The organism is Streptomyces caniscabiei (assembly GCF_014930365.1).
GTDB classification, from domain to species: domain Bacteria; phylum Actinomycetota; class Actinomycetes; order Streptomycetales; family Streptomycetaceae; genus Streptomyces; species Streptomyces caniscabiei.
Window position 1 is genome coordinate 63,208 of the sequence record NZ_JABXWI010000001.1, and the last position, 26,969, is coordinate 90,176.

The window sequence follows — 26,969 nt, forward strand, 5'->3', positions numbered from 1 at the left end:
CGGAGGTGAGTGATGTCCAACCGGATGCGGTTCGTCCTGGACGGCGACGACCGGCTGACTCCCGTCCTGAACCGTGCGGGCGACGGAGCGGTCCGTCTGCACCGCCGCCTCGACGACTCGACCAGCCGCAGCTCTGCTTCCCTGCGCGCCTTCACCCGTGACGCGGACGGACATCTGCGCAACCTGCAGGGCCGGTTCGTGTCGGTCGCGCACGCGGCCCGCCTGATCCAGGACTCCAACGGCCGCTGGCGCGACCTCAACGGCCGCTTCGTCACCTCGGAGGTGGCGGCCCGCCGTATGGCCGCGGTGACCAACGGCCTGCCCCCGGCGCTGCGGGCGGCGGGCGATGCCGCGGGCGGCGCGGCAACCCGGATGCGGCAGCTCAACGACGACACCAACGACGCGGGCCGCACCGTCACCCGCGTCACCGGCGACATCAACGCCCGGATGCGGGACGCCCAGGGCCGGTTCCTCGGCGCAGGCGGCGCGGCCGGCGGCCTGGGAGACGCGGCCGAGGCCGCGGGCGGCAAGGTCGGCGGAATGAGCGGGGCGATGGGCGGCCTGGCCGCGGTCATCGGGCTGTCGCTGCTGCCCGCCATCGGCGCCCTGGCGCCGATGATCGCCGGGGTTGCGCTCGCCTCGGGCACCCTCAAGCTCGGGTTCGCCGGGGTCGGCGACGCCGTGGCGGCGGCGGGCAAGAGCAAGAAGGAGTACCAGAAGGAACTCAAGAAGCTCTCCCCCGAGGCACGTTCCTTCACCAAGGAACTCGTGGGGATGAAGAAGGAGTTCGCTGACGTCGGCCGCGACGTGCAGAAGGCGATGCTGCCCGGCTTCACCAAGGCGCTCAAGGCCGCCGACCCGGTCGTGAAGATCGTCGGCCGGGGCATGACCGAACTCGGCGGCGCCTTCGGCAAGGCGGCCGAGGGCGCGGGACGGCTGTTCAAGGACTCCGGGTTCCAGAAGGACCTGGAGGCGAACCTGACCCTGGGGCGCCAGTTCGTCGGGGACATGATGTCCGGGCTCGGCGGACTGGGCCGCGGCTTCCTGTCCTTCGGTGCGGCCTCGAAGCCGACCCTGACCGCCCTGTCGGGCGGGATCCGGGACCTGCTCGGTCAGGGGCTGCCCGGCATGTTCGACGGGCTGAAGGTCGGGATCGAGGGCAGCTCGAAGTTCCTGAACGGACTCTTCGGGATGATCAACCGGCTGCTGCCGGCGATCGGCCGGTTCTCCGGCGAGGTGGCCCGCTCTCTCGGTCCGCTGCTGGGCGAGATGTTCACGTCCCTGGGCGTGCGCGGCGCCGGAGCCCTGGACACCCTGGGCCAGGTCGTGAAGGGACTGACCCCGGTCTTCAAGGATCTCGGGTTCGGCCTGAAGACCACGACCCAGCTCATGCAGATCATCGGCCCGACCGTGCGGGACACGGCCGGCGCGATCGTCGGCAGCCTGCTGCCATCGTTCTCGCAGGTCGACCAGGCGCAGGGCCCGCTGCAGCGGCTGAGCGGGTGGGTGCAGGACAACAAGGGCGCGATCCAGGAGTTCGCCCGGCAGGGCGCGACGGGCTTCATCACCCTGGTACAGGCCGGGGTGACCCACCTCCCCACCCTGATCAAGATCTTCCGGCTCGTCACCGGCGGCATGGTCACCGCGCTCGGCGGCGTCCTGCACGCGGCCGCCGAGGCGTTCGGCTGGATCCCCGGCATCGGCGGCAAGCTGAAGAGCGCTGACGAGAAGTTCCAGTCGTTCAAGGAGTCCTACCTCTCCGGCCTGCAGACCGCAGAGGACAAGGCCCGCGGGTTCGCCGAGTCGGTGGTGCCCAAGCTGTCGGCGGGCAAGCTGAAGCTGAACATCGAGAACTGGCAGTCCCAGATCGAGACGGCCAAGGCGAAGATGAAGACGGTCCCGCCGAGCAAGCGGGCCAAGCTCCAGGCCACCATCGACGATCTGCAGGCCAAGGTCAGCCAGGCCAAGGGTGCGCTCGCGTCGATCCAGGACAAGACCGTCACCGTCACCACGTTCCTGACCTACAAGGGCAAGAGCATGGCCGCCGTGTCCGCCGGCCGTATGGCGACCGGCGGCCCGGTCGGTTTCCCCGGCGGCGGTGCGGTGAGCGGGCCCGGCACCTCCACCTCGGACAGCATCCCGGCGATGCTCTCCGACGGCGAGTACGTCATCAACGCCAGGAGCACGGCGAAGTACCGGTCCCTGATCGAGGCCATCAACACCGACCGGCTCGGCGTCGCCGGCCTGGGCGGAGCCGGGACTGCGGTCGCCCAGGGCCTGGCCGGCGGCATGACCGCCTCATTCGGTCTGGTCGAGGGCGGGGCCCGGCGGATGGCGTCTGCGGTCATCGCCGGGATCCGGGCGGAACTGGAGATCGCCTCGCCGTCGAAGAAGACGGCGGCCCTGGCAAAGGACATCGGCGCCGGTCTGATCAAGGGCCTGACCGGGTCCCGCGACAAGATCAAGGCGACCGCGAAGGATCTCGCGGCCGACATCTGGAAGGCCTTCGACGGCCGGAAAGACAACCGTCTGGTGGGCATGGTCAACCGGCAGACCAAGCGGCTGCTGACCCTGGCCGCCCAGCGCGACAAGCTGGCCGAGAAGATCAAGGCCGCCAAGGACTACGCGTCCGGGGTCACCTCCACCGCACGCCAGCAGGCCGGGCTCGCGAGCCTGGGCATGGCCGAGGGCGAGGTCACCTCCGGCGGCATCAAGGGCGGGCTGACCTCGAAGCTGGAGCAGATCCGCAAGTTCACCAGCTACATCAAGGAGCTGGCCAAGCGCGGCCTGAACAAGGGGCTGCTGCGGCAGGTCCTCGACATGGGCCCCGAGCAGGGCTACGCCTACGCCAGCGCCCTCGCCGGGGCGGACAAGGCCACGTTCAACGAGATCAACTCCCTGCAGAAGAAGATCGACACCGACACCAGGTCGCTGGGGCGGATCGGCGCCGACCGGCTGTACGACTCCGGGAAGCACGCGGGCCGCGGGTTCCTGAAGGGGCTGGAGTCCCAGCAGGACGCGATCGAGAAGCTCATGGTCAAGATCGCCAAGGGCATGGAGAAGGCGATCCGCCGGGCACTGGGCATCAAGTCGCCCTCCACGGTGATGGCCCGGATCGGCGCCCACTCCACAGAGGGCCTGGCACGCGGACTGGTCGGCGGCATGCCCGCCCTCGACCAGGCGCTCGCCGCAGTGTCCGGGCGGGTTGCCGACACCCAGCCCGTCATCGGCCGTCCTGCCGTCGCAGGTGCGGGCGCCCGGCAGGTGAACGTCCAGGTCGACGTGCACGGCGCCATCGACCCGGTCGCCACCGCGCGGGAGATCCGGCGCATGCTGCTGGAGCTCAAGCGCGTCCACGGAATCAACATCAACCTGGGAGTGGGGTGACCTCGTGCCGCTGCTGGTGGAGATGGGATGGGGCGGGCTGGTCCAGTCACCCGAGACCATCTCGTGGACGGACATCACTACCCGCGTCGACGTCAACGAGCAGGGCGTCTCCATCACCCGCGGGGCGTCCGACGAGCTGAGTGACACCCAGCCCGGAACGGCCACACTCCGCCTGGACAACCAGGACGGGGCGCTCACCCCAGGCAACTCGCTCAGCCCGTACTACCCCTACGTGCGCAAGCTCGCCCCGATCCGGATCTCGGCCGCGGTCATGCCCACCGTCTCCGGGTCGGCGCCCTACCCGATGGCCATGCTCGGCGACGACTTCGACGACGGCCGCGTCAACGCGGCGCTGTGGACGACGAACACCGGGAGCACGGGGCAGGAGACCGCCGAGGGCCGCCTGCGCATCACCATCGCCCCGGGCATCGACACGAACTTCACCAGCGTCCGGCAGTGGACGCTCGCCTCCAGCAAGGTGACGGCGAAGCTCACGACGGTGCCCGCCGCGAACGGCTCCTCGAACTGCGCGGCGTCGATGTGGATTCTGTCCACCACCTCGGGCACGCGGATCGGCTGGCGCTACGACGCCCTCACCGGCGTCCTCGCCGCCATGTCGCAGACCGGGTTCGCGGACGGCACCCCAACGAACCTGACCTACTCGGCGATCGACCACGCGTGGCTGCGGGTACGGGAGTCCGCCGGCACCGTGTACTGGGAGACCAGCGGCGACGGGTTCATCTGGACGACCCGCCGCACCCTGGCCACCCCGGCCTGGGTCACCTCGCAGCAGCACGCGCTCGACTTCCCCACGACCCGTACCGGCGGCACGTCCGGCTACATCGAGTGGGACCTGCTCGGCGCCGAGATCCGGCCGCGGTTCTGGGGCGTGGTCAACTCCTGGCCCGTGCGCTGGGAGGGCCTGACCTCCCAGGTGCTGGTCACCTGCTCGGACATGCTCAAGCGTCTCGGGACCGCGCCCGCGCTGCGATCGGTCCTGGCCGAGGAGATCCTCCACCAGGACACCGCCGGAGTCCCCGGCACCCTCTCGGCGTACTACCCGCTGTCCGAACCGGCCGACTCCACTGCCGCCGGCGACATCTCCGGCGGCGGCTGCGGCGCGCTCACCCTCACCCAGATCGGCTCCGGCGGAACGCTGGAGTTCGGCGGCGAGGGCCTGGCCGAGACGGGCGAGGGCGCGCCCACGTTCACTCCGGCCTCCTCGTCGGCGGGCAAGTACCTGACGGCTGACGTGGGTGCCGTGTTCGAGGCCGCGTCCGACGCGCAGCAGATGATCCTGGAGTGCTGGATCAAGACCACGACGGTGAGCCGGGCGATCCTCGGCCTGTACTCCACCGGCCTGGACAACCAGCTGGCGCTGACCCTCAGCGCCTCCGGCGAACTGGTTCTGGAGTACACCGACAGCGGTGGCACCCTGACCACGCTCAACACGGCCGACGTCGTCACCGACGGCGAATGGCACCACATCGTGCTCGACATGGCGAACACCAACAAGGCCGTGTACCTCGACGGCGCGCTCGGGGCTATCACCCTGAACAACCCCCCGGACATGCACGGGATACGGCATCTGCACGTCGGCGGATACCGCGGCAGCCGGATGTTCAGTGGGCAGATCGCGCACGTCGCGGTCACCCACCTGCCCACCCAGACGACGTCGCTGCTGATCACGGAGTTCGTGGATACGCGCTACGCGGCGGGGACCACGGCGTTCGCGGGCGAGGACGCTGACGTCCGTGTCGCCCGTCTGGCCCGGTACGGGGGCGTGAACTCCGTGACCGTGTGGGGCAGCACGTTCGATCCGGTCGCCTCCCAGGGCCCGGCCGGGTCCAACGCGCTGGCCCGGATGCGGGAGGTGGAGACGACCGAGGCGGCGACCCTGTTTGCCGAACGGGACTGGTACGGAATCGCCCTGCAGTCCCGCGACATCCGCTACAACCCCTCGCCGTCGAGCGAGGTGTTCACGATCGCCTACGCCGACCTGGACACCGACGAGGTCGAGGCGTCCGACGACGACCAGAAGATGGTCAACATCGTCGAGGCCAGCAGGCCGGGCGGGGCCACGCAGCGGGTGACCTCCCCTGCCTCGATCCTCGCCTACGGCGAGAAACCCCAGCAGCTCAACCTGCTGAAGACGTCCGATCTCAGCGTGATGGACGCGGCGGCCTGGCTGGTGTCGCGGTACGCGGACCCGCCGACGGAGCTGCGGGAAATCCCGATCGAGGCGTACACGATGTCCACCTACCTGGACATCCTCGACGCGGACATCGGCAGCTACTTCTCCGTCACCGACCTGCCGTCGCAGGCGCCGGCCTCGTCGATGCGGAACACCGTCGAGGGCTACACCGAGGTCATCAAGGACACCAGCCACAAGATCCAGTTCCACACCAGCAAGAGCGCCACCGACTCCGTATGGGTGCTGGACGACTCGGTGTATTCCGTCCTCGGGTCGACGACCCGCCTCGCCTACTAGGAGGTCACGTGCCGTCGATCGCCGTCGTCCGGGCCGAGACGTTCTACTTGCCCTCGCACCCGCAGCGCCCCGACGCCTGGGCTCTCGTCGCCCCGGCGGAGCGGGTGATCCGCTGGTACGAGGACCGCGTGCAGCGCCGGGTGCGCCCGCCCGACGGATTCGTGATCGGGCAGAAGGCGTTCGCCCGGATCAACCACAACCGGTGGGTGGCCGACTGCCCGTGCGGCTCCGCGCAGGTCGTCACCCCGGCGGATCCCCGGATGGCGTGCACCGAGTGCGGCTACGGCTGGATCGCCCTCGTCTTCCCCGAGGACGTCGCCGCTGTCGAGGAGTCGGTCGCGGACGAGCTGCCGCACCTGCGGAACTGGTGGCACCCGGACGACCCCGTCAGCTGGGGGCACCCGCCCTCCGACGCTGTAGACCCGCTTGACGAGGAGGCGCCGTGACGTTCGCACCACGCACCTGGGTGGTCGGCGAGGTCGTGACAGCGGCCCTGCTCAACCAGGAGATCCGCGACCAGTTCAACACCTTCTTCGGCGCCTGGACCGACTACAGCGGGACGTTCGTGTGGGGCGCGGAGTCCGGGACCCAGCCCGCGATCGGCAACGGCACGATCGTCGCGAGGTACATGAAGATCGGCCGCACGGTCGACTACCTGCAGCGCCTCACCATGGGCAGCACCACCACCTACGGCAACGGCGCCGGCGCGGCCAACTACTACTTCAGCCTGCCCGCCGCGCCGGCCGCCACCTGGTCCGGACACCGGGGCCAGCACGTGGTGTGGCGGGACGAGTCCGCCTCCATCAACCAGAACGGCACCGCACAGTGCAGCACGGCCAACCACGCCAACGGCAGCTTGCGCCAGCTCGCCACGCCCAACACGGCGGGCGCCGCGTTCTGGGACTCGGTCGCTCCGTTCGCCGCCCTCGCAGCCGACGACGTGATGTGGCACCAAGGCCGCTACGAAGCAGCAGCGTAGAGAGGACACCGTGGACTACCCGTACATCGAGGTCCAGGCCAGGAACGGGGATGGGGCCCGTGCATCCGCCATCGTCCAGTTCACCAGCGGAGACCTCGCCGTCACCGAGGCCGACATCATCGCCGCCGTGACCGAGCGCCTCCAGGCCGTGGACGGCGTCACCAGCGTCTCGGCCACCCTTCACCACATCGCCCAGTCCCCGCTCTGACCCGCGTTCCCGACCGCCGCCCCGCGCCGCCTGGCCGGGGCCTTCGTCATCTCTGGAGGTTCGTGTGGCCGGTGTTCGCGTCGTCTCACTGAAGGTCGAGGTCGACCAGCCGATCCCCGCCGACGGGCAGTACCACCTGCTGCGGTTCCCCTACGACACCGAGTCCTACGACCCCTGGGGCATGCACAACCCGCTGCAGCCCGACGCCTACAAGGTCCCGGCCACGAGTTGGTCGACGCAGCCCCGCTCGGGTCTGGTGTGGCCGTGCTGGCCGGACGGCGTCCGCGGCTGGGGCACCGTTCACGGGCTCGTGTACTGGGAGGCCGGCGACTACGGCGAGGTCCGCTCCCGCATCGTCCGCGACCCGCTCGGCGTGACGAGCGGCTACGACAGCACGTGCACAGAGGACCACGTCGCCAGTCCTGGCGGGCAGTTCCGCGCCAAGACCTGGGGCCTGTTCATCGACCCGCAGGTCCCGCTCGGGCTGATGGTCCGGCACAACGCGAGCACCGCGAAGGCCGTCACCCTCGCCGAATTCAAGCTCGCCATCCAGCCCGTAGAGGAGCCCTGACCATGGCCATCAAGCTCGTCTCGCGCTCGGAGTGGGGAGCGCGGGCCTACCGCACTCCGAACGGGGCGACGCCGTACAGCGGTGCTCGCCGGGGCGTGAAGCTGCACTACCTCGGCACCGCCTACGCCAACCGGGCACACGACCGGTGCGCGGCCTACGTGCGCCTGCTCCAGGACCAGCACATGGACGGCAACGGCTGGTCCGACATCGGCTACAGCTTCCTGATCTGCACGCACGGCTACGTCTACGAGGGCCGCGGCCTGAAGCGACGCAACAGCGCGAACGGCAACACGGCGCTCAACGAGCAGGACTACGCCGTCTGCCTGCTCGTCGGCTCGTCGGACCTGGTCAAGCCCACCGACGAGCAGCTGCACGGCGCCCGCGACGCCATCGACTACTGCCGCAGCCAGGGACCCGCGGGGACGTGGCTCGGAGGGCACCGCGACGGCTACGCCACATCGTGCCCTGGCGATGCGGTCTACGCCTGGGCGAAAGCCGGGGCACCCCGACCCAAGTCCGAGGAGGACGACATGCCCACTGCCGACGAGATCGCCACCGCCGTACTGAAGAAGGACGGCATCATCACCGTCCCCGGAGCTCCGGCGAGCAATCCGACGTGGACGCTGTCGAGCGTCCAGACGGAGATCCTCAAGCGGCTCGACAAGGCGAACGCCACGCTCGCCGCACAGTCCGCCGCCATCACCTCCCTGGCCGGGCAGCTCGGCGAGGACGTCGACACGGCGGCCGTCGTCGCCGCCGTCCAGCAGGCCATCGCCGACGCCGTCGTGAGCGTCGACGTCAACGTCACCAGCAAGGAGTCCTGACCATGGCATCCCCCTCCGCCCCCATCGAGAAGAAGGTCAAGCTCGCGACCGCGCTCACCTACCTCGCGGGCGTCGCCGGCCTCGCGATCGTCGGCGCCGTCACCGACGACCCCTCGCTCATCAGCTCGATGCCCGACGCGCTGGAACCGTTCGTCCTCGCGATGCTGCCCGCGGCCGCCGCCGCGATCGGCGGATGGGCCGCGCCGCACACCCCGCGATCGGACGCCTGACTGATCGGAGCCGCACGTGGCCGACCCGACGACCGGTGAAGTAGTCCGCCGCCTGGACGACGTCCGCCAGGACTTGAAGGAGGACATTCACGGAGTCGTCGGGCTCGTCAACCAGAAGGTCGACGCGGAGATCTTCCGCCTCGGCCAGCAGGCGCAGGACGAGCGGCACACCGCCCTCGTCGCCCGCGTCGCGAAGCTGGAGCAACAGGCCGAGGAGAAGGACAAGCAACGGCAGAACGACCGCCGCCTGATCTTCTTCAGCCTCGTCGTGCCCGTGCTGCTGCTCGCCATCCAGCTGTACAACGCCAACAGGGGGGCGTGACGTGAGCGCGCACAGACTGCCCCGCCGCGATCCGGTTGCCCTGCTGCTGGGCGGGTTGCTGGCGCTGCTGGTGGCGTACATCTGGTGGCAGACCTCGCAGTTGACGCACGATCTGCGCACGGCGAACGAGGCGCGGGACGCCCTGGCCACGCAGGTGCAGCAGCTCGGGGAGAAGCCGGTGGCGGGGCCGCCGGGGTCCCGGGGCGAGCCGGGCGTGTCCGTGACCGGGCCGCCTGGTCCGTCTGGTCCGCCTGGACCGCAAGGCCCCTCGGGGGTGAGCGCCACGGGCAAGCCCGGGGAAGACGGCGAGGACGGCACCCCTGGGGCCGCCGGACAGCCGGGGGAACCGGGACAGGACGGCGTGTCTGTGACCGGCCCGGCAGGACCGTCTGGCCCGAGAGGCGAGCCCGGACCGGCCGGACCCGCCGGTGAGCCGGGGGAGGACGGAAGAGACGGGGAGGACGGGCAGACCTGCCCGGATGGATACAGCCTCCAGGCGCCGACCGACGACCCCGATGCGCTCGTCTGCCGCCGCGACGGCGCCCCGCAGCCCGACGAACCCGGCAACGGCAACAACCCGCTCGCCGCCCTCGACCCCACCCGCCGCCAGTACCCATAGCCCACGACAGCGCCCCCTGCACGGTCCACGACGGGCCGTGCAGGGGGCGTTTCCTCATGCTCGGGGTCAGTGCAGCGCTTCGATGGCCTTGAGAATCAGGGCCCGCGCGTCAGCCCCGTACACGGCCATCCCACGCAGCTGCTCGAACGCCTTCAGGTACAGGGCGATCTCGGACGGCTGGGTGACCCGCACCCGAGCGGAGAGCAGCTCCACCGAGACGAGCGTGTCGTCGTACACGTGGAACAGCTCCTGTGGCCACAGGGGCCGGTCTGCCGTCGCGCTGGGGACGATTCCCAGGGACACCGAGGGCAGCGCCCCTGCGGTGAGGAGGTAGCCGAGTTGTGCGGCCATCGCGTCCTCGTTCCCCAGCTGGTAGCGGAGGACGCTCTCCTCGATCACCATGACGAACCGGTGGCCCGGCTGGTGGATCACCTTGGATCGCTCAAGGCGGGCCGCCGCAGCCTCGTCCGAGTCGTCGGGCAGATCGAGCAGTTGGGAGGCGTTGCGCAGCACGGCGCGCGCGTAGCCCTCGGTCTGGAGTAGGCCGGGGACGAGGGTGGGCGAGTAGACCCGGAACAACTGGGTGGACTGGTAGAGCTCCACGTAGCTGTCCTGGAGACGCTTCAGGCCGGAGCGGACTCTGCGGCGCCATTCGACGTACTGGGCTTCGGCGTTCCGCGACTGGGCAATGATGTCCGCGGCCTGGTCGTCGGCGCCGCACGCCTGGCACCAGCGGCGAATGTCGTCGGGGGTAGGCGGTGTGCGGGCGTTCTCGATGCGGGAGGTCTTCGGATGCGTCCAGCCGCAGCGCACGGCCAGCTCAGTCCCGGTGATCCCGGCATCGGCGCGCACGTCTCGCAGGCGCTGCGCGACCCGCTCGCGGGCGGCCTGGGCCGAGGAGGAGGGGGAGATGGGCATGAGCTGGCCTGTGCACCTTCCGCGCTAGCTGATCTTGTACTCGTCGTGCGGGACCGCCCGCGCCCACACCGCCTTGAAAGCGTCAGCGCACAGCTTCGCGGCGGCCGGGTCCTCGCTGATCTCGCCGCCGCCTGAAGCTCCGTCGCCGGTGAAGTGGTTCCATCGGATCAGCCGGCCGTCGATGAGCCAGAAGTCGTTGCCTGGCAGGGCGATGTCCGAGGCCTGTCGGCGCGGCAGCCAGCGGACAAGTTCTCCGGCCCCGATGTTGACGACGGTGGCGGCATGTTCGTAGCGGATGTACTCGGTGACCGGCTCGGACACGATGCGGGCGCGGCGAACGACCACGCCGCGGGCCACGGTGCGGCGGATCAGGTCAACCCAGGGCAGCCAGTAGGCCGATCCGGGGTCGATGTCCCGTTCTCCTGTGCGCTGCCATCGCGCGAAGTCGTCGGCTTCGCTGGCGACCCCGTAGGAGTCACGCATTTCCAGGTGGACGGCGGAGCGCTGCGCGCCGTCCAGGAGTTCATCGAACGTCGGCACGCTCGACGGCATCGCACGCCTCCCTGATCATCGACACCATCCTGGCGGGGATACGGATCACGGCTTCGTTCTCCGGGATACCGACGGCGTGGCCGGGTACCTCGAACGCGGCACACTCCGCTTTCAGCTCGGCTCCTGGCTTCCAGCCCTGGAAGACGAGTTCGTTCTTCTCTTCGTCGACCCACACGGTGGGGCTTTCGCCTTGGCCTGTGCTCGGGTCGATTCCGATGAACCGTAGTGTCATCGCCGCCTCCAAAGCTGGTGGTGTGCATGGATGTACAGCACCGTCAGTCCTGCGAGCTCAGCGGTCAAGAGGGCGAACCCGCCAGGGGCAGGAGAAACGGATCGTCGTGAACATTCGTGTACATCGATGGATGTGGCGTGGTTCACCTTCCTAGCGTCGGGAGGTACGAGAAGACCCCGGCGAGGTGTCAGCCTCCCGGGGCGCGGCCAACGCTGCTGAGGAGCGCCGACGTGACCACTTCTACCACCCAGCCGACGACGATGGACCCGCCGATCACCCTCGCCCTCCCGCTCGAAGAGCCGGTCCCGCCCACGGACTGTGGGGTGTGCGCCGCGCTGGTGAAGCAGCGGGCCGAAGCACGCGCCCGGGACGACCTGTCGAAGGTGTCGGATCTGAACGTGGAGATCCGGGCCCACCACGCGCCGCGCCCGAAGCGGAGGCGGTGACCGTGACGGCACCCCAGGACGCCGAGACCAGCAGCTCGTTCGCCTACTGCTCCTGGCACGAGGACTACAGCCACAGCGCCCGCCTGGTGCGTCTCACGGACGAGGGCTCCGGTCCCGCTCCCCGCGGACTGTTCGCGTGCGCCTCGTGCCGCCACGCCTACGATCTGACGCCGCTCGCCGACCAGCCGCTGTGACCACCGCGGGGAAGACCCCCGAGTGCGAGCACGGAATGCACCGGCACTGCGACGGCCCCGGAGACATCCGCCGGGAGGGCGCCCCTAAGTGGGAGGCGCCCATCATGACGATCCGATGCGGGTGTTCCTGCCACCGGCGGAAGCGTTGAGACTCCCGCCCGTCCCTGCACCCCGTGAGTTCCTGGGGGCGGGCGGGACCAGGCCCCGGCCGGTACGCGTGTCCCGGCCGGGGCCGCTCCATGCCCAACCTTGGATTCGAAGGCGATCGCGCACGGCGTCGGATCGGGCCACAAAACCGCAGGTCAGACAGGTTACGTGATCGCGTAAGCGAGGCCCTGGAGCAAGATCCCTTTAGAGGCGTTCTAGAGGGCTATTGGGGTTCCCCGTCCCCGTGCCGCCGCTGATGACGTACGACAGCCGGGCGCGGATCAGTGCCCGCAGGACGCGGTCGCCGCCCGGCGGCACCGTGCCCGCCGTCACCAGTTCGGCGAGGGTGAAGGCGCGGGGCCGGACGACCCGCAGGGACAGACAGGTGGAGCCGACCGCCACCGGCGGGAGCACCGCGTGGAGCCGGGTGCCGTCCGGGAGCCGGGCGTCCACCCACGGCCGGGCGTCGTCCAGCCGGCGTCCGGCGACGGCCGCCAGGCGCTGCGCGAGCCGCCGTACGGCCGCCGCGTCCGGGAAGGAGACCTCGGTCAGCTCCAGTCCGCCGCCCCGGTCCACCCACACCCGGTCCGGCGCCGAGACCAGCACATCGGTGACCGAGGGATCGGCGAGCAGCGGCTCCAACGGCCCGCTCCCCACCAGCTCCGACCGCAACCGCTCGGCCGCCCCGAGCACTTCGGCGTCCCCGAGCACGCGCCCCCGCTCCCGCAGGGCCTGCGCCACGCGCGCGGGCGTCGGCTCGGCACCGCTCTCGACGAGCCACTGCCGTACGCCGTCCAGCAGTCCGTCGTCGGGCATCCCGTTCATCCGGCCCCGCCCCCGATCGCACGCCGCTTCCGGGGTCCCGCTTCCCGTGGCCCGCCGCTGCCCGGCACCCGGTTCACGCCGCCTCCCCTCGGGCCGCCGTGCGCTCCCAGAACCCGGCGCAGAAGCGCGCGAGCGGTCCGCGTGGGATGCCTCCGGGTGGTTTGCCGCCGTCGGAGAGCCCGGCCTCGGTCGGTACCTCACCGGCGAGCGGCAGCCCGAGGAGGCGGGCCACCTCGTGGTCGTCGAGGCCGGGGGCGTACGGGCCGCGGACCGCGACGCGGAGGTCGCGCAGGACCATGCCGAAGGCGGAGGCGACACGTGACGCGGCCGCGACGGCGCGCAGTTCGGCCGGGACCACCAAGAGCCCCATGTCCAGTTGGGCGAGGGCCTCGGCGACGCCTTCGTCGATGCGGCGCGGCAGGTCGACGACGACCGCCCCGCCGCGCCGCCGCCCGGCCGCCAGCACCGCGCGGACAGCCTGGGGCGGAATGGCCACGGCGTCGCCCCGGTCCCAGCTGAGGACCCGCAGGGCGTGCACCTCGGGCAGCGACTCCTCCAGCGCGCCACCGCCGACCCGGCCGCGCGAGGCGGCGAAGGCCGGCCAGCGCAGCCCGTCTGCGCTCTCGCCGCCGAGGAGCACGTCCAGGCCCCCGCCGAGCGGGTCGGCGTCCACGAGGAGGGTGCGCGTGCCCTGTCGCGCGGAGGTGACGGCCAGGGCGCAGGCCAGCGTGGACGCGCCGGCACCGCCCCGGCCGCCGACGACGCCGACGGTGATCGCCGGCCTGCCGACGCCCTCCGCCACGTCGGCGATGCGGTCGACGAGCCACTGCTCGCCGTCCGGCAGCATCAGGACGTGGTCGGCGCCGATCTCCACGGCCCGCTGCCAGACCCCGGAGTCGTCCTGGTCCTTGCCGACGAGCACCACTCCTCGTCTGCGCGCGGCGCCCCGCAGCCGCCGCGCCGCGTCGTTCCCGACGAGCACGAGCGGCGCCGTCTCCCACCGGCCCCGGCCTTCCGGCACTCCGTGGTGGACCTCCGGCCGGGCGCCCGCGGCCGCGCACAGGCGCAGCAGGTCGTCCAGCAGTTCCATGTCCTCGGTGACGATCAACGGCCTGCCCTGCCGCCCCTCGGCGGCGGACGGCAGGTCGTCGGTGATGGCTCCCGCCACGATCCCCAGCCCCTTTCGCTGCGTGAACGCGGTCGCCCGATGGTCCGGACGCCGTGTTCAACTCCTGTGTGAAGCACCGGAGATCGGCCGCCGCGGAGGCGGTCGACGGAATCCGGCCCTACGCATCCGCGAATCGGAACCGGTCGTGAACCGGCCGCCGTCGGGACGCGCCGGAATCACGGTGCAGCGGTCTTCGAAATCGTGTGGATCTTGGTCGATAACTGTGGACAACTCGGCCCTTGTGAATATCGCCGTCACCCGAACAGGCGACTCCCGTACGGCTTCCACAGCGCAGCCTCGCGACTACGGACGGTGACGTATCCTGTGCCCGGGCAGAGGAAAGCCCACGAGGGCACGAGAGCGCCTCGCGGGCCGGGGAGAAGAGAGAAAACGCGTCCGGACATGCGACGACCCCCACCGGGGGGGAGAGTGGGGGTCGTCTTCACGGCCGACTCGGGGGGGGGAGGAGCCGGACCGCGTTAGCACGGTCGCGAACGATCCGTGACTTCCATGGTGTACCCGAGAGGCCTCTCAGGCAAACCCACACGCCCCACACTAGCCCGAATGGCGGGCGCATATGCTCGGCCCCGTGGAAAACCACTCCTTGCCCCGCACAGCGGCCTTCTTTGACCTGGACAAGACGGTCATTGCGAAGTCGAGCACGCTCACGTTCAGCAAGTCGTTCTACCAAGGCGGCCTGATCAACCGAAGGGCCGCCCTGCGAACGGCGTACACCCAGTTCGTGTTCCTCGCGGGCGGCGCCGACCACGACCAGATGGAACGCATGCGGAAGTATCTGTCCGCGCTGTGCCGGGGCTGGAACGTCCAGCAGGTGAAGGACATCGTCGCCGAGACCCTGCACGACCTGATCGACCCGATCATCTACGACGAGGCCGCCTCCCTCATCGAGGAGCACCACATCGCGGGGCGGGACGTCGTCATCGTCTCCACCTCGGGCGCCGAGGTCGTCGAGCCGATCGGCGAGCTCCTCGGCGCGGACCGCGTGGTGGCGACCCGGATGGTCGTCGGCGACGACGGCTGCTTCACCGGCGAGGTGGAGTACTACGCCTACGGTCCGACGAAGGCGGAGGCGATCCGGGAGCTGGCGGAGTCCGAGGAGTACGACCTCGCCCACTGCTACGCGTACAGCGACTCGGCGACGGATCTGCCGATGCTGGAGGCCGTGGGCCACCCGCACGCGGTGAACCCGGACCGGACGCTGCGCAAGGAGGCCCTCGCGCGCGGGTGGCCCATCCTCGACTTCCACCGCCCGGTGCGCCTCAAGCAGCGCCTGGCCGTACGGCCGCGACCCGCCCTCCTCGCGGCTGCCGCCATAGGCGCCGCGGCGGCCACCGCCGGGCTCGTCTGGTACGCGAGCCGGCGCCGCGTGGCGACCGCCTGACCCGCGGTCCGCGCCCCGGCCGCCGAATCACCCCTCTTTGAACCCAAAAGTAAAGAAGCGCAGCGAGGGGTTCCGCTTGCCGGGGTCGTGGAGTAGAAAGGATTCAAGGCCCGCGAGACCAAAGGACATCCGAGAGGATCACCTTTAAACAACTCATTTGGCCCCACGGACCTAGCATGAACACCAGGCACCCACGCGACGTCGACCCGTCGATTACGGGCCAGCCGCACCAGGTCACGGGCCAAGTTCCCGGCCTGATGGGCACATATCGAGGACGCTTGGTAACCGGGTGGACATGCCAGCGGCGGTACGAATTCTCGTACCGCCGCAACCCTTTTCCGGGGGATTTCCGCCGCCCGCCTCGCGGGTTTCTAGGCCGCTCCGCGCTGTAGCGCCTCGCACACGGCCGTCGATTCGCGCGCGCCCAGTTCGATCGCCCTGCCGCAGTGGGTGATCCACGCGGCCATGCCCTCCGGGGTGCCGGAGACGTAGCCGTCGAGGGCGGCCAGATAGGCGGCGCGGCCCAGTTCCGCGTGGCCGACCTCCGCCGGGCAGACCGACTTGGGGTCGAGGCCGCTGCCGATCAGGACGATCCGCTCGGCCGCGCGCGCGACGAGGCCGTTGTGGAAACCGAAGGGCCGCAGGGCGAGCAGCTCGCCGTGGACGACGGCGGCGGTCACCAGGGCCGGGGCCGAACTGCCCTTGATGATCAGCTCGGAGAGGCCGTCGAGCCGGCCGGCGACCTCCGCCGCACCCGGCAGCGGCAGCTCGACGAGGGGCTCGTCGACGCTCTCGCCGGACTGCCGGGGACGCCCCACGCGCGCGTCGTCGCTCCCGGCCGCGACCAGGTGCAGGCGGGCCAGCACCCGCAGGGGCGTCTGCCGCCAGATCGACAGCAGCTGGCCCGCCTCGGCGGTGAGCCGCAGCGCGGCACCCATGGCGCGGGCCTCGTCGTCCCCGTCCTGGCCGCTGAAGTCCGAGCGGCGGCGCACCTCTTCGAGGGCCCAGTCGGCGCCGGACAGCGCCGCCGAGCCGCGCGCGCCCCGCAGCGCCGCCTCGGAGGTGACCGCGTTGCTGCGACGGCGCATGACACGGTGGCCGTAGACCCGGTCCACGGACTTGCGCACGGACTCCACGGATTCGGCCACACCGGGAAGCTCTCCCAGGGCCGCGAGCGGATCGGCGGCCGCACCTGTCGTACTCATGAGTACGACCCTACGCTCACCTGCGGCCGACCCCTCGAAGGAGTGGTCTTCCCGGCCGCGCGGACACCCTCGGCGCCCACGCCACTACCGTTAGTGAACATGAAAATTGCTTTCGTCGGGAAGGGCGGGAGTGGCAAGACCACGCTGTCCGCCCTGTTCATCCGCCACCTCGCCGCCTCCGGGGCCCCCGTCGTCGCCGTCGACGCGGACATCAACCAGCACCTGGGCGCCGCCCTCGGCCTCGACGAGTCGGAGGCCGCCGAGCTGCCCGCGATGGGCGAGCGGCTGGCACTGATCAAGAACCACCTGCGGGGCTCCAACCCACGGATCACCTCCGCCGAGACGATGATCAAGACCACCCCGCCGGGCGACGGCTCCCGTCTGGTGCGGATCTGCGAGCCCAACGCGATCTACGACGCCTGTGCCCGCCCGGTGGAACTCGACGGCGGGGCCGTCCGTCTTATGGTCACCGGCCCCTTCACCGACGCCGATCTGGGGGTCGCCTGCTACCACTCCAAGACGGGGGCGGTGGAGCTGTTCCTGAACCACCTGGTGGACGGCCGCGACGAGTACGTGGTGGTCGACATGACGGCCGGTTCCGACTCCTTCGCGTCCGGCATGTTCACCCGTTTCGACATGACGTTCCTGGTGGCCGAACCGACCCGGAGGGGGGTCTCCGTCTACCGCCAGTACCAGGAGTACGCCGCCGACTTCGGGGTCGCCCTGAAGGTCGTCGGGAACAAGGTGCACGGCCAGGACGACCTCGACTTCCTGCGTGCCGAGGTCGGGGACGACCTGCTGGTCACCCTCAGGCACTCGGACTGGGTGCGCGCCCTGGAGAAGGGCCGCCCGCCCCGTTTCGAGCATCTGGAGGAGGCCAACCGCCGCTCCCTGCGCGCCCTGCACGAGGCGGCCGACGCCACGTACGAGCTGCGCGACTGGGAGCGCTACACCCGTCAGATGGCGCACTTCCACCTGAAGAACGCCACCAGCTGGGGCAACGAGCGGACCGGGGCCGACCTGGCGTCGCAGATCGACCCCGAGTTCGTGCTCGGCGAAGAGGTCGCCGCAGCCGTGTGACCGCGGCTACGGCTTGGGCTTGGCCGCGGGTGCCCCCGGGACCCCCTTCGGGGCCGGTGCCGGCCCGGTGGACAGGAAGGCCTTCCAGCCCTTCTTCGGGGACTGACCGACACCCAGGCCGCGCAGCCTGTCCAGGACCTCCGGGTCCTGGGCGTCGAGCCAGTCGGCGAGCTGCCGGAAGGAGACGCAGCGCACCTCGGCCTTGCCGCAGACCGTCTCGATGGTCTCCTCGACGGCGCGCATGTAGACGCCGCCGTTCCAGGACTCGAAGTGGTTGCCGATGATCAGGGGCGCGCGGTTGCCCTCGTAGGCGCGCTCGAAGCCCGCGAGGAGCCCGTCACGGAACTGGTCGCCCCACTCCTCCCGTCGGCCGGGCGCCCCCGCGCGGGCGCCGGACTGGTTCACGTAGAAGTTGTAGTCCATGGTCAGGGTCTCGAAGTCGCGCCCCGGGACGGGGACCAGCTGCAGCGACAGGTCCCACAGACCGTCCTCCTTCGCGGGCCAGACCTGGTTCCTGACACCGCTGGTGTCGTAGCGGAAGCCCAGTTCCCTGGCGGCCCGCGTGAAGTTCGCCCGTCCCTCCAGGCAGGGTGTGCGGGCGCCGATCAGCTCCTTGTCGTAGTCGAAGGGCAGCGGTTCGGCCTCCTTGGTGCCGGTGTTGGTCCTCCACGCCTTCACGAACGCCTTGGCCTGGGCGATCTCGCTCTTCCACTCCTCGACCGACCACTCGCCGACCCCGCCGCCGGGGCCGCAGAAGTGGCCGTTGAAGTGGGTGCCGATCTCGTTGCCCTCCAGCCACGCGCCGCGCAGCTGGTCCACGGTGTCCTTGATTCCGCGGACGTCGTTGAAGCCGATGTCGGAGCGGCCCGGCGAGTGCTGGGGCGGCCGGTACAGGTCCCGCTTCTCCTCCGGCAGCATGTACACGCCGCTCAGGAAGTACGTCATGGTCGCGTCGTTGGCCCGGGCGACCTCGCGGAAGTGCGAGAAGAGCCGCTGGCCGTCCTCCCCCGCGCCGTCCCAGGAGAAGACCACGAACTGCGGGGGCCGCTGTCCGGGCTTCAACCGCTGCGGCCTGGGCAGGTGCGGCTGCACACCGGTGTAGGCGGTGGATCCGTCGCCGATCAGCCGGACCGCGGTCTTGGGCGGCGCCGGGGCACCCTCCTCCTCGGGCCCTCCCTGCCGGCCCTCCCGCTCCGTGCTCTTCTTCGCACCGGGTGAGCCGGTTGTCGTCGTCGGCTCACCGATCCCGCATCCGGCGAGCGCCGCGGCGCAGGTCGCGGCGAGGGTGACTGCGGCGGCGATCCTCTGGGTGACGGCCATGTCCCGCCCACCTTCCTTCGCTCAGGGGCAGAGCCGACAAGGTCACACAGAGTTCCGATCATGATTAATACGACAAGCCGATGAAAGGCTTCATTCACCCCCGCGAGTGATCTAATGACCTATTTGCGGCTAATGTTCTTGCGTGTCCTTTACCCTGCATTACGATTCGTTTACTGAGCGTTGAGAAATCCCGCCACTGAACGTCGTGCCCCACGGCCGCGACCGACGCGTCCGCGCAGCCCCGGAGGAGACGGGAGAACATGTCCGCCTGCGTCCCCACCCCCACCACCGACCCGGACTCGAACCGGACGGAGCGTGATCACCGACCGCACAGCCCGCCGAAGGGACCGCGTCGCCGGTTCCCCGTCTCGGCCACCGACCTGTCCGCCTCCATCGCGGTCTTCCTGATCGCCCTCCCCTTGTCCCTGGGCATCGCCCTCGCCACCGACGCGCCGCTCCAGGCCGGCCTCGTGGCCGCCGCCGTCGGCGGACTGGTGGCCGGACGCCTCGGCGGATCCCCCCTCCAGGTCAGCGGCCCCGCGGCCGGCCTCACCGTCGTCACCGCCGACCTCATCCACCAGTACGGCTGGCGCACCACCTGCGCCATCACCGTCTTCGCGGGACTGGCGCAACTGGGCCTGGCCCACCTGCGCGTGGCCCGCTCGGCACTCGCCGTCAGCCCCGCGATCGTGCACGGCATGCTCGCCGGCATCGGCGTCACCATCGCCGTCGCCCAGCTCCACATCGTGCTCGGCGGCACCCCGCAGAGCTCCGTCAGCGCCAATCTCGGGTCCCTGCCCGCCCAGTTGGCGCACGTGCACCCCGCCGCGCTCTGCGTGAGCGTCCTCACCCTCGTCCTGCTGCTCGCCTGGCCCCGGCTCCCCGGCCCCGTCGGCCGGCAGCTGCGCACGATCCCGGCGGCCCTGGTCGCCGTCGCCGGTGCCACGGCGGCCGCCGCGCTCGCCGCGTTGAGCCTGCCCAAGGTCGACCTGCCGTCCTGGCGGAGCCACGCCCTGGCCGGTGTGCCCGACGGACCGGTGCTCGGCCTGGTCGCGGCCGTCCTCACCACCACGCTCGTGTGCAGCGTGCAGTCGCTGCTCGGAGCCGTCGCCATGGACAAGCTGGCGGCGGGCCGGACCGACGTGCGGCGCTCCGACCTCGACCGCGAGCTGCGCGGCCAGGGCGCGGCCAACGTCGTCTCCGGCCTCCTCGGCGGGCTGCCGATCGCCGGCGTCGCCGTCCGCAGCACGGCCAACGTCCGGGCCGGCGCCACCAGCCGGAACTCCACGATGCTGCACGGCGTCTGGGTGGTGGCGGCCGCCCTGCTCCTGGTGCCCGTGCTGGAGCTGATCCCGCTCGCCGCGCTCGCCGCCCTGGTGATGGCCGTCGGGGTCCAGATGGTGTCCCTGCACCACATCCGTACGGTCACCCGTCACCGCGAGGTCGCGGTCTACGCCGTCACCACCCTCGGCGTCATCGTCTTCGGTGTCCTGGAGGGCGTCGCGCTCGGCATCGCCGTGGCCGTCGGCGTCGCCCTGCACCGCCTCACCCGCACCCGTATCACCCACGACGAGCGGGACGGAGTCCATCACGTCCATGTGCGCGGCCAGTTGACGTTCCTGGCGGTGCCCCGCCTCAGCCGCGCCCTGCACCAGGTCCCCGCGGGGGCCGCCACCGTGGTGGAGCTGGACGGGTCGTTCATGGACCACGCGGCGTACGAGTCGCTGCAGGACTGGCAGCACGCGCACCACGCGCGGGGCGGCACCGTGGAGATCACCGGCCGTGCGGGCACCCGGATCGCCGAGCCCGCGAGCGTCTCGGCGGCGGGCTGCCGCTGCCGGCCCTGGACGCCCTGGCGCAACCACCAGTGCGAGGCCCCCGCCACCCCGGCCGCGGGCGTGCCTCAGGAGGAGACCGCCGACGGCCCGAGCGGCCATCAACTGGCGCGCGGCATCAGCGCGTTCCAGCGGAACACGGCCCCGTTGGTCCGCAGGGAGCTGGCCCGGCTGGCACGCGAGGGGCAGCAGCCCTCGCAGCTCTTCCTGACCTGCGCCGACTCCCGGCTCGTCACCTCGATGATCACTTCCAGCGGCCCCGGCGACCTCTTCGTCGTCCGCAATGTCGGCAACCTCGTGCCGCTGCCCGGCGAGGAGAGCGGCGACGACTCGGTGGCCGCCGCGATCGAGTACGCGGTGGACGTGCTGAAGGTGCGCTCCATCACGGTCTGCGGGCACTCCGGGTGCGGCGCGATGCAGGCCCTGCTCAAGACCGATCCGCACGGCGCCCAGACGCCTCTCAAGCGCTGGCTGCGGCACGGCCGGCCCAGCCTGGAGCGCGCGACCGACAAGAACCGCCCCTGGGCCCGTCTCGCGGGCCGCGAACCCGCCGACGCCATCGAACAGCTGTGCCTGACCAACATCATCCAGCAGCTGGAACACCTGAGAGCCCATGACTCCGTCGCCCGCGCCCTGCGCGAGGGCGCGCTCGAACTGCACGGCATGTACTTCCATGTGGGCGAGGCACAGGCCTATCTGCTCACGGAGGCAGCGTCCGAGAGCGCGGTCTTCGATCGGGTCTCCGGCGCGATCGACCCGCCCGACCCGGCCGACCCCGCCGGAACGGTCCTGTCCGACACGCGCGCGTGAACCGATTTCCGTCCGGATCCGTGGGAACGGGTGGCGTCCTGGCCCCGAGGCCACCCGCCCACAGGTCTAAACCAATCTGACGAAGCCCCTTGTCATCGAGGGTCCGGGTCTGATGAGCTGTGGCTTGGGACACAACGGTCGCCCCGGCAAAGCACCGCGAGGGAGATGTCGTGAGCAACGAAAGCCTGGCCAACCTCTTGAAGGAGGAGCGACGCTTCGCGCCGCCCGCTGACCTGGCCGAGAACGCCAACGTCACGGGTGAGGCGTACGAGCAGGCCAGGGCTGACAGGCTCGGTTTCTGGGCGGCTCAGGCCCGGCGGCTGACCTGGGCCAAGGAGCCGACCGAGACACTGAACTGGTCGAACCCGCCGTTCGCCAAGTGGTTCGAGGACGGCGAACTCAACGTCGCGTACAACTGCGTCGACCGCCATGTCGAGGCCGGCAACGGCGACCGGGTCGCCATCCACTTCGAGGGTGAGCCCGGAGACAGCCGCTCCGTCACCTACGCCGAGCTCAAGAACGAGGTGAGCAAGGCCGCCAACGCCCTGCTGGAGCTGGGCGTCCGGGCAGGCGACCGGGTCGCGGTCTACATGCCGATGATCCCGGAGACGGCCGTGGCGATGCTCGCCTGCGCCCGGATCGGCGCAGCGCACTCCGTGGTGTTCGGCGGCTTCTCGGCGGACGCGCTCGCGACCCGTATCCAGGACGCCGACGCACGTGTGGTCATCACCTCCGACGGCGGCTACCGGCGCGGCAAGCCGTCCGCGCTCAAGCCCGCCGTGGACGACGCGGCCGACCGCGCCGGCAATGTCGAGCACGTCCTCGTCGTCCGCCGCACCGGTCAGGACGTCGCGTGGAACGACTCCCGTGACGTGTGGTGGCACGAGATCGTCGACCGGCAGAGCAGCGAGCACACCCCGCAGCCGTTCGGGGCCGAGCACCCGCTGTTCATCCTGTACACGTCCGGCACGACGGGTAAGCCCAAGGGCATCCTCCACACCTCCGGCGGCTACCTGACGCAGACGTCGTACACCCACCACGCCGTCTTCGACCTCAAGCCGGAGACCGACGTGTACTGGTGCACGGCCGACGTCGGCTGGGTCACCGGCCACTCGTACATCGTCTACGGACCACTGACCAACGGCGCGACGCAGGTGATGTACGAGGGCACCCCGGACACCCCGCACCAGGGGCGGTTCTGGGAGATCGTGCAGAAGTACGGGGTGACGATCCTCTACACGGCGCCCACGGCCATCCGCACGTTCATGAAGTGGGGCGACGACATCCCCGCGAAGTTCGACCTCAGCAGCCTGCGCGTGCTGGGCTCGGTCGGTGAGCCCATCAACCCCGAGGCGTGGATCTGGTATCGCAAGCACATCGGTGCCGACGCGACGCCGATCGTGGACACCTGGTGGCAGACCGAGACCGGCGCGATGATGATCTCGCCGCTGCCGGGCGTGACGTCGACCAAGCCGGGCTCCGCGCAGACGCCGCTGCCGGGCATCTCGGCGACGGTCGTCGACGACGAGGCGAACGAGGTGCCGAACGGCGGCGGTGGCTATCTCGTCCTCACCGAGCCGTGGCCGTCGATGCTGCGCACCATCTGGGGCGACGACCAGCGGTTCCTCGACACGTACTGGTCGCGGTTCGAGGGCAAGTACTTCGCCGGTGACGGGGCGAAGAAGGACGACGACGGGGACATCTGGCTCCTCGGCCGCGTCGACGACGTGATGCTCGTGTCCGGTCACAACATCTCGACGACCGAGGTGGAGTCGGCGCTCGTCTCGCACCCGTCCGTGGCCGAGGCGGCCGTCGTCGGCGCCGCCGACGAGACCACCGGTCAGGCGATCGTGGCGTTCGTGATCCTGCGCGGCACGGCGAACGCCGAGGACGAGAACCTCGTCGCGACCCTCCGCAACCACGTCGGCGCCACCCTCGGCCCGATCGCCAAGCCGAAGCGGATCCTGCCGGTGCAGGAGCTGCCGAAGACCCGCTCCGGCAAGATCATGCGTCGCCTGCTGCGTGACGTGGCGGAGAACCGTCAGCTCGGTGACGTCACGACGCTGACCGACTCCACGGTCATGGACCTCATCCAGGCCAAGCTGCCGGCGGCGCCCAGCGAGGACTGACGCGTCTCGTACGACGACGAGGGGCACCCGGCGACAGGCACGCCTGGTGCCCCTTAGCTAAGCTAAAGAACAGGTGTGCCGGGAAGTCTGGTCGGCGAGTGTTCCGTGCTGCCCACCGACCGGAGGTCCCCACCGTGGCCGCGTCCCGCACCACCCCCACCCGCAAGGTCCTCGGCCGGCTCTCCCTGCCCGAGCGGACCTTCGTGGCGGACGCGCTGCGCACGGAGACCGTCGGCGGCTGTCTGCTGCTGCTGGCCGCCGTCACCGCGCTGGTCTGGGTCAACGTCCCCGCGCTGCACGACAGCTACGAGAGCGTCAGCGACTTCCACTTCGGCCCTGAGGCACTCGGCCTGAACCTCTCGGTGGCGCACTGGGCGGCCGACGGGCTCCTCGCGGTCTTCTTCTTCGTCGCCGGCATCGAGCTCAAGCGCGAGCTGGTCGCCGGTGATCTCAAGGACCCGAGGACGGCCGCGCTGCCCGTGGTCGCCGCGCTGTGCGGCATGGCCGTACCGGCGCTCGTCTACACGCTCACCACCGTCACCGGCGGCGGCTCCCTGGCCGGCTGGGCGGTGCCCACGGCCACCGACATCGCCTTCGCGCTGGCCGTGCTCGCCGTCATCGGCACCTCCCTGCCGAACGCGCTGCGGGCCTTTCTGCTCACCCTCGCCGTCGTCGACGACCTGTGCGCGATCCTGATCATCGCGGTGTTCTTCACCGACGACCTGAACTTCGCCGCGCTCGGCGGCGCGTTCGCCAGCCTCGCCGTGTTCTGGCTGCTGCTGAGGAAGGGCGTGCGCGGCTGGTACGTGTACGTTCCGCTCGCGCTCGTCGTCTGGGCGCTGATGTACAACAGCGGCGTGCACGCCACCATCGCCGGGGTCGCGATGGGGCTGATGCTGCGCTGCACCCGGCGCGAGGGCGAGGAGCACTCCCCCGGTGAGCACATCGAGCATCTCGTGCGCCCCCTGTCGGCCGGTCTGGCGGTGCCGCTGTTCGCCCTGTTCAGCGCCGGGGTCGCGGTGTCGGGCAGCGCGCTGGCGAAGGTGTTCACCGAGCCGGAGACGCTCGGGGTGGTGCTCGGCCTGGTGATCGGCAAGGCGGTCGGGATCTTCGGCGGGACCTGGCTGACCGCTCGCTTCACCCGGGCCTCGCTCTCCGAGGACCTGTCCTGGCCGGACGTGTTCGCCGTCTCCTCCCTCGCCGGAATCGGCTTCACCGTGTCGCTGCTCATCGGTGAACTGGCCTTCGAGGGCGACCAGGTGCTCACCGACGGCGTCAAGGCCGCCGTCCTCACCGGTTCGCTCGTCGCGGCGGTCCTGGCAAGCGTTCTGCTGAAGCTGAGGAACGCCAAGTACCAGGCGCTCTGGGCCGCCGAGGAGCGCGACGACGACCTCGACGGCATCCCCGACGTCTACGAACAGGACGACCCGGCGTACCACCTGCGGATGGCGGAGATCTATGAACGCAAGGCCGCCGAACACCGCAGGCTTGCCGAAGTGGCGGGCGGGGCAGGCGTCGGCGACGACGGTCCGGCATGATCTGACAGGACCGTAGACAGGACCGTACAAACGCATATGAGGGAGACCCCGATGAGCGCACCCGACGGCAGCCCGGTCGGAGCCGAACGCAGCGTCGGCCAGTTGTTCGCCTCGGCGACGGCCGAGATGTCCGCGCTGGTGCACGACGAGATCGCGCTGGCCAAGGCCCAGCTCAGGCAGGACGTCAAGCGCGGCATGGTCGGCGGTGGCGCGTTCACGGCCGCCGGCGCGGTGCTGATCTTCTCCCTGCCGATGCTGAGTTTCGCCCTGGCGTACGGCATCCGCACCTGGAGCGACTGGAACCTGGCGATCTGCTTCCTGCTGTCGTTCGCGGCGAACGTGCTGGTCGCCGTCGTCCTGACGGTCGTCGGCGTCGCCTTCTCCAAGAAGGCCAAGAAGGGGCAGGGCCCGCAGAAGGTCGCCGCGTCCATGAAGGAGACGGCGGGCGTGCTGCAGAACGCCAAGCCGCACCCCCGTCGGCCCGCCCCGGCCGACAGCGCGGTCGAGGCTGTGGCACGCTCGACGTCATGACCGACCCCGCGACCGCCCCGGCCGCCCCCTCGAATCAGCCCGCGTCTCCCGTACGGCTCGACGTGCCCGGCGCCAAGGAGCTGATCCACCGGGACGTGGCCGCCAACGGTGCGCGCTTCCACATCGCCGAGGTGGGCGACGGACCGCTGGTGCTGCTGCTGCACGGCTTCCCGCAGTTCTGGTGGACCTGGCGGCACCAGCTGGTCGCCCTCGCCGACGCCGGCTTCCGGGCCGTGGCCATGGACCTGCGCGGGGTCGGCGGCAGCGACCGCACGCCCCGGGGCTACGACCCGGCGAACCTCGCCCTCGACATCACCGGCGTCGTACGGTCCCTCGGCGAGCCCGACGCCGCGCTGGTCGGTCACGATCTGGGCGGCTATCTGGCGTGGACGGCGGCCGTGATGCGCCCCAAGCTCGTCCGGCGGCTCGCCGTCTCCTCCATGCCGCACCCGCGGCGCTGGCGCTCGGCGATGCTCTCCGACGTCAAGCAGACCTCCGCGGGCTCCTACATCTGGGGGTTCCAGCGGCCCTGGATCCCGGAGCGGCAGCTCACCGCCGACGACGGCGCGTTGGTCGGCCGGCTGATCAGGGACTGGTCGGGCCCGCGGCTGCCCGACGACGAGGCCGTGGAGGCGTACCAGCGGGCGATGTGCATCCCGTCGACCGCGCACTGCTCGATCGAGCCGTACCGGTGGATGGTGCGGTCCCTGGCCCGCCCGGACGGCATCCAGTTCAACCGCCGGATGAAGCGGCCGGTCCGGGTGCCCACCCTCCATCTGCACGGGTCGCTCGACCCGGTGATGCGCACCCGCAGCGCGGCCGGGTCCGGGGAGTACGTCGAAGCGCCGTACCGTTGGCGGCTGTTCGACGGTCTGGGACACTTCCCGCACGAGGAGGATCCGGTGGCGTTCTCCACCGAACTCATCAACTGGCTGAAGGACCCCGAGCCCGACCGGTGAGTCGGCCGGGCCGCCCGCTATCCGAACGTGAACACCTGTTCCACGAA

Annotated in this window: 25 protein-coding genes and 1 pseudogene; 19 read left to right on the forward strand and 7 right to left on the reverse strand. The window is 70.8% G+C overall.

All coding sequences use genetic code 11. From position 1 onward, the window contains the following. The first annotated feature begins 12 nt into the window (after window positions 1-12). From HW837_RS00380 to HW837_RS00425, 10 genes are all read left to right on the forward strand, one after another. Window positions 13-3,387 carry a hypothetical protein gene (locus HW837_RS00380; RefSeq protein WP_193383341.1) on the forward strand — a complete coding sequence of 1,125 codons (3,375 nt, stop codon included), beginning with the start codon at window positions 13-15 and terminating at the stop codon, window positions 3,385-3,387. Window positions 3,388-3,391: 4 nt separating this feature from the next. Next, on the forward strand, window positions 3,392-5,878 hold the full coding sequence (locus HW837_RS00385) for a LamG-like jellyroll fold domain-containing protein (protein WP_193383342.1): 2,487 nt from the start codon (window positions 3,392-3,394) through the stop codon (window positions 5,876-5,878). Window positions 5,879-5,886: 8 nt separating this feature from the next. Next, a complete protein-coding gene (locus HW837_RS00390) occupies window positions 5,887-6,324 on the forward strand; it encodes a hypothetical protein (protein WP_193383343.1) in 438 nt (145 codons plus the stop codon). Continuing rightward, window positions 6,321-6,857, forward strand: a complete 537-nt coding sequence (locus HW837_RS00395; RefSeq protein WP_193383344.1) for a hypothetical protein — start codon at window positions 6,321-6,323, stop codon at window positions 6,855-6,857. The genes HW837_RS00390 and HW837_RS00395 overlap by 4 nt, the downstream gene beginning before the upstream one ends. Window positions 6,858-6,867: 10 nt before the next feature. Continuing rightward, window positions 6,868-7,065: a hypothetical protein gene (locus HW837_RS00400; protein WP_193383345.1), complete on the forward strand. Its 198-nt coding sequence runs from the start codon at window positions 6,868-6,870 to the stop codon at window positions 7,063-7,065. 64 nt (window positions 7,066-7,129) lie between these two features. After that, on the forward strand, window positions 7,130-7,636 hold the full coding sequence (locus tag HW837_RS00405; protein WP_193383346.1) for a hypothetical protein: 507 nt from the start codon (window positions 7,130-7,132) through the stop codon (window positions 7,634-7,636). Between the two features lie 2 nt (window positions 7,637-7,638). Further along, window positions 7,639-8,460: a peptidoglycan recognition protein family protein gene (locus HW837_RS00410; protein ID WP_193383347.1), complete on the forward strand. Its 822-nt coding sequence runs from the start codon at window positions 7,639-7,641 to the stop codon at window positions 8,458-8,460. Between the two features lie 2 nt (window positions 8,461-8,462). Then, window positions 8,463-8,690, forward strand: a complete 228-nt coding sequence (locus HW837_RS00415; RefSeq protein ID WP_184905308.1) for a holin — start codon at window positions 8,463-8,465, stop codon at window positions 8,688-8,690. A 16-nt stretch (window positions 8,691-8,706) separates the two neighbouring features. After that, entirely contained in the window at window positions 8,707-9,012 is a 306-nt protein-coding gene (locus HW837_RS00420; RefSeq protein ID WP_193383348.1) for a hypothetical protein, read from the forward strand. A gap of 1 nt (window position 9,013) precedes the next feature. Beyond that, on the forward strand, window positions 9,014-9,631 hold the full coding sequence (locus HW837_RS00425; RefSeq protein WP_193383349.1) for a collagen-like protein: 618 nt from the start codon (window positions 9,014-9,016) through the stop codon (window positions 9,629-9,631). A 66-nt stretch (window positions 9,632-9,697) separates the two neighbouring features. Here HW837_RS00425 and HW837_RS00430 read toward each other — a convergent pair whose 3' ends face one another. The 3 genes from HW837_RS00430 to HW837_RS00440 are packed head-to-tail and all read right to left on the reverse strand — an operon-like array spanning window position 9,698 to window position 11,333. Continuing rightward, on the reverse strand, window positions 9,698-10,549 hold the full coding sequence (locus HW837_RS00430) for a helix-turn-helix domain-containing protein (protein ID WP_193383350.1): 852 nt from the start codon (window positions 10,547-10,549) through the stop codon (window positions 9,698-9,700). Window positions 10,550-10,573: 24 nt separating this feature from the next. Next, window positions 10,574-11,101 carry a DUF6879 family protein gene (locus HW837_RS00435; protein ID WP_193383351.1) on the reverse strand — a complete coding sequence of 176 codons (528 nt, stop codon included), beginning with the start codon at window positions 11,099-11,101 and terminating at the stop codon, window positions 10,574-10,576. Next, a complete protein-coding gene (locus HW837_RS00440; protein WP_193383352.1) occupies window positions 11,073-11,333 on the reverse strand; it encodes a hypothetical protein in 261 nt (86 codons plus the stop codon). The genes HW837_RS00435 and HW837_RS00440 overlap by 29 nt, the downstream gene beginning before the upstream one ends. Before the next feature lie 230 nt (window positions 11,334-11,563). Between HW837_RS00440 and HW837_RS00445 the strand changes: the two genes are divergently transcribed. Beyond that, entirely contained in the window at window positions 11,564-11,779 is a 216-nt protein-coding gene (locus HW837_RS00445; protein ID WP_336512570.1) for a hypothetical protein, read from the forward strand. A 2-nt stretch (window positions 11,780-11,781) separates the two neighbouring features. Next, window positions 11,782-11,973 (forward strand): hypothetical protein, encoded by a 192-nt coding sequence (locus HW837_RS00450; protein ID WP_196791494.1) that lies wholly within the window; start codon window positions 11,782-11,784, stop codon window positions 11,971-11,973. 381 nt (window positions 11,974-12,354) lie between these two features. Here HW837_RS00450 and HW837_RS00455 read toward each other — a convergent pair. After that, a pseudogene (locus tag HW837_RS00455) lies at window positions 12,355-12,945 on the reverse strand (ATPase, T2SS/T4P/T4SS family); the annotation flags it as partial. Window positions 12,946-13,018: 73 nt separating this feature from the next. Continuing rightward, window positions 13,019-14,113 carry a septum site-determining protein Ssd gene (gene ssd, locus HW837_RS00460; protein ID WP_093791106.1) on the reverse strand — a complete coding sequence of 365 codons (1,095 nt, stop codon included), beginning with the start codon at window positions 14,111-14,113 and terminating at the stop codon, window positions 13,019-13,021. A 577-nt stretch (window positions 14,114-14,690) separates the two neighbouring features. On the opposite strand from ssd, the gene HW837_RS00465 reads away from it, so the two are divergent. Beyond that, entirely contained in the window at window positions 14,691-15,515 is an 825-nt protein-coding gene (locus HW837_RS00465; RefSeq protein ID WP_045563048.1) for an HAD family hydrolase, read from the forward strand. 371 nt (window positions 15,516-15,886) lie between these two features. On the opposite strand, the gene HW837_RS00470 is transcribed toward HW837_RS00465, so the two are convergent. Beyond that, window positions 15,887-16,720: a Fic family protein gene (locus HW837_RS00470; protein ID WP_193379530.1), complete on the reverse strand. Its 834-nt coding sequence runs from the start codon at window positions 16,718-16,720 to the stop codon at window positions 15,887-15,889. 99 nt (window positions 16,721-16,819) lie between these two features. Between HW837_RS00470 and HW837_RS00475 the strand changes: the two genes are divergently transcribed. Continuing rightward, window positions 16,820-17,800, forward strand: a complete 981-nt coding sequence (locus HW837_RS00475) for an ATP-binding protein (protein WP_193379529.1) — start codon at window positions 16,820-16,822, stop codon at window positions 17,798-17,800. A 6-nt stretch (window positions 17,801-17,806) separates the two neighbouring features. Here HW837_RS00475 and HW837_RS00480 read toward each other — a convergent pair whose 3' ends face one another. Next, on the reverse strand, window positions 17,807-19,120 hold the full coding sequence (locus HW837_RS00480) for a polysaccharide deacetylase family protein (RefSeq protein ID WP_045563045.1): 1,314 nt from the start codon (window positions 19,118-19,120) through the stop codon (window positions 17,807-17,809). A gap of 260 nt (window positions 19,121-19,380) precedes the next feature. Here HW837_RS00480 and HW837_RS00485 point away from each other — a divergent pair, with 260 nt between their 5' ends. The 5 genes from HW837_RS00485 (at window position 19,381) to HW837_RS00505 (ending at window position 26,922) form a co-directional block, all read left to right on the forward strand. Beyond that, window positions 19,381-21,765, forward strand: a complete 2,385-nt coding sequence (locus HW837_RS00485) for a SulP family inorganic anion transporter (RefSeq protein ID WP_045563044.1) — start codon at window positions 19,381-19,383, stop codon at window positions 21,763-21,765. A gap of 170 nt (window positions 21,766-21,935) precedes the next feature. Then, window positions 21,936-23,894 carry an acetate--CoA ligase gene (gene acs / locus HW837_RS00490; protein WP_193379528.1) on the forward strand — a complete coding sequence of 653 codons (1,959 nt, stop codon included), beginning with the start codon at window positions 21,936-21,938 and terminating at the stop codon, window positions 23,892-23,894. A 134-nt stretch (window positions 23,895-24,028) separates the two neighbouring features. Continuing rightward, on the forward strand, window positions 24,029-25,432 hold the full coding sequence (nhaA, locus tag HW837_RS00495) for a Na+/H+ antiporter NhaA (protein WP_193379527.1): 1,404 nt from the start codon (window positions 24,029-24,031) through the stop codon (window positions 25,430-25,432). A 51-nt stretch (window positions 25,433-25,483) separates the two neighbouring features. Then, a complete protein-coding gene (locus tag HW837_RS00500) occupies window positions 25,484-25,963 on the forward strand; it encodes a phage holin family protein (protein WP_060883836.1) in 480 nt (159 codons plus the stop codon). Beyond that, window positions 25,960-26,922, forward strand: coding sequence for an alpha/beta fold hydrolase (locus HW837_RS00505; protein ID WP_093791108.1), 963 nt, complete (start codon window positions 25,960-25,962; stop codon window positions 26,920-26,922). The genes HW837_RS00500 and HW837_RS00505 overlap by 4 nt, the downstream gene beginning before the upstream one ends. Window positions 26,923-26,969: the final 47 nt, after the last annotated feature.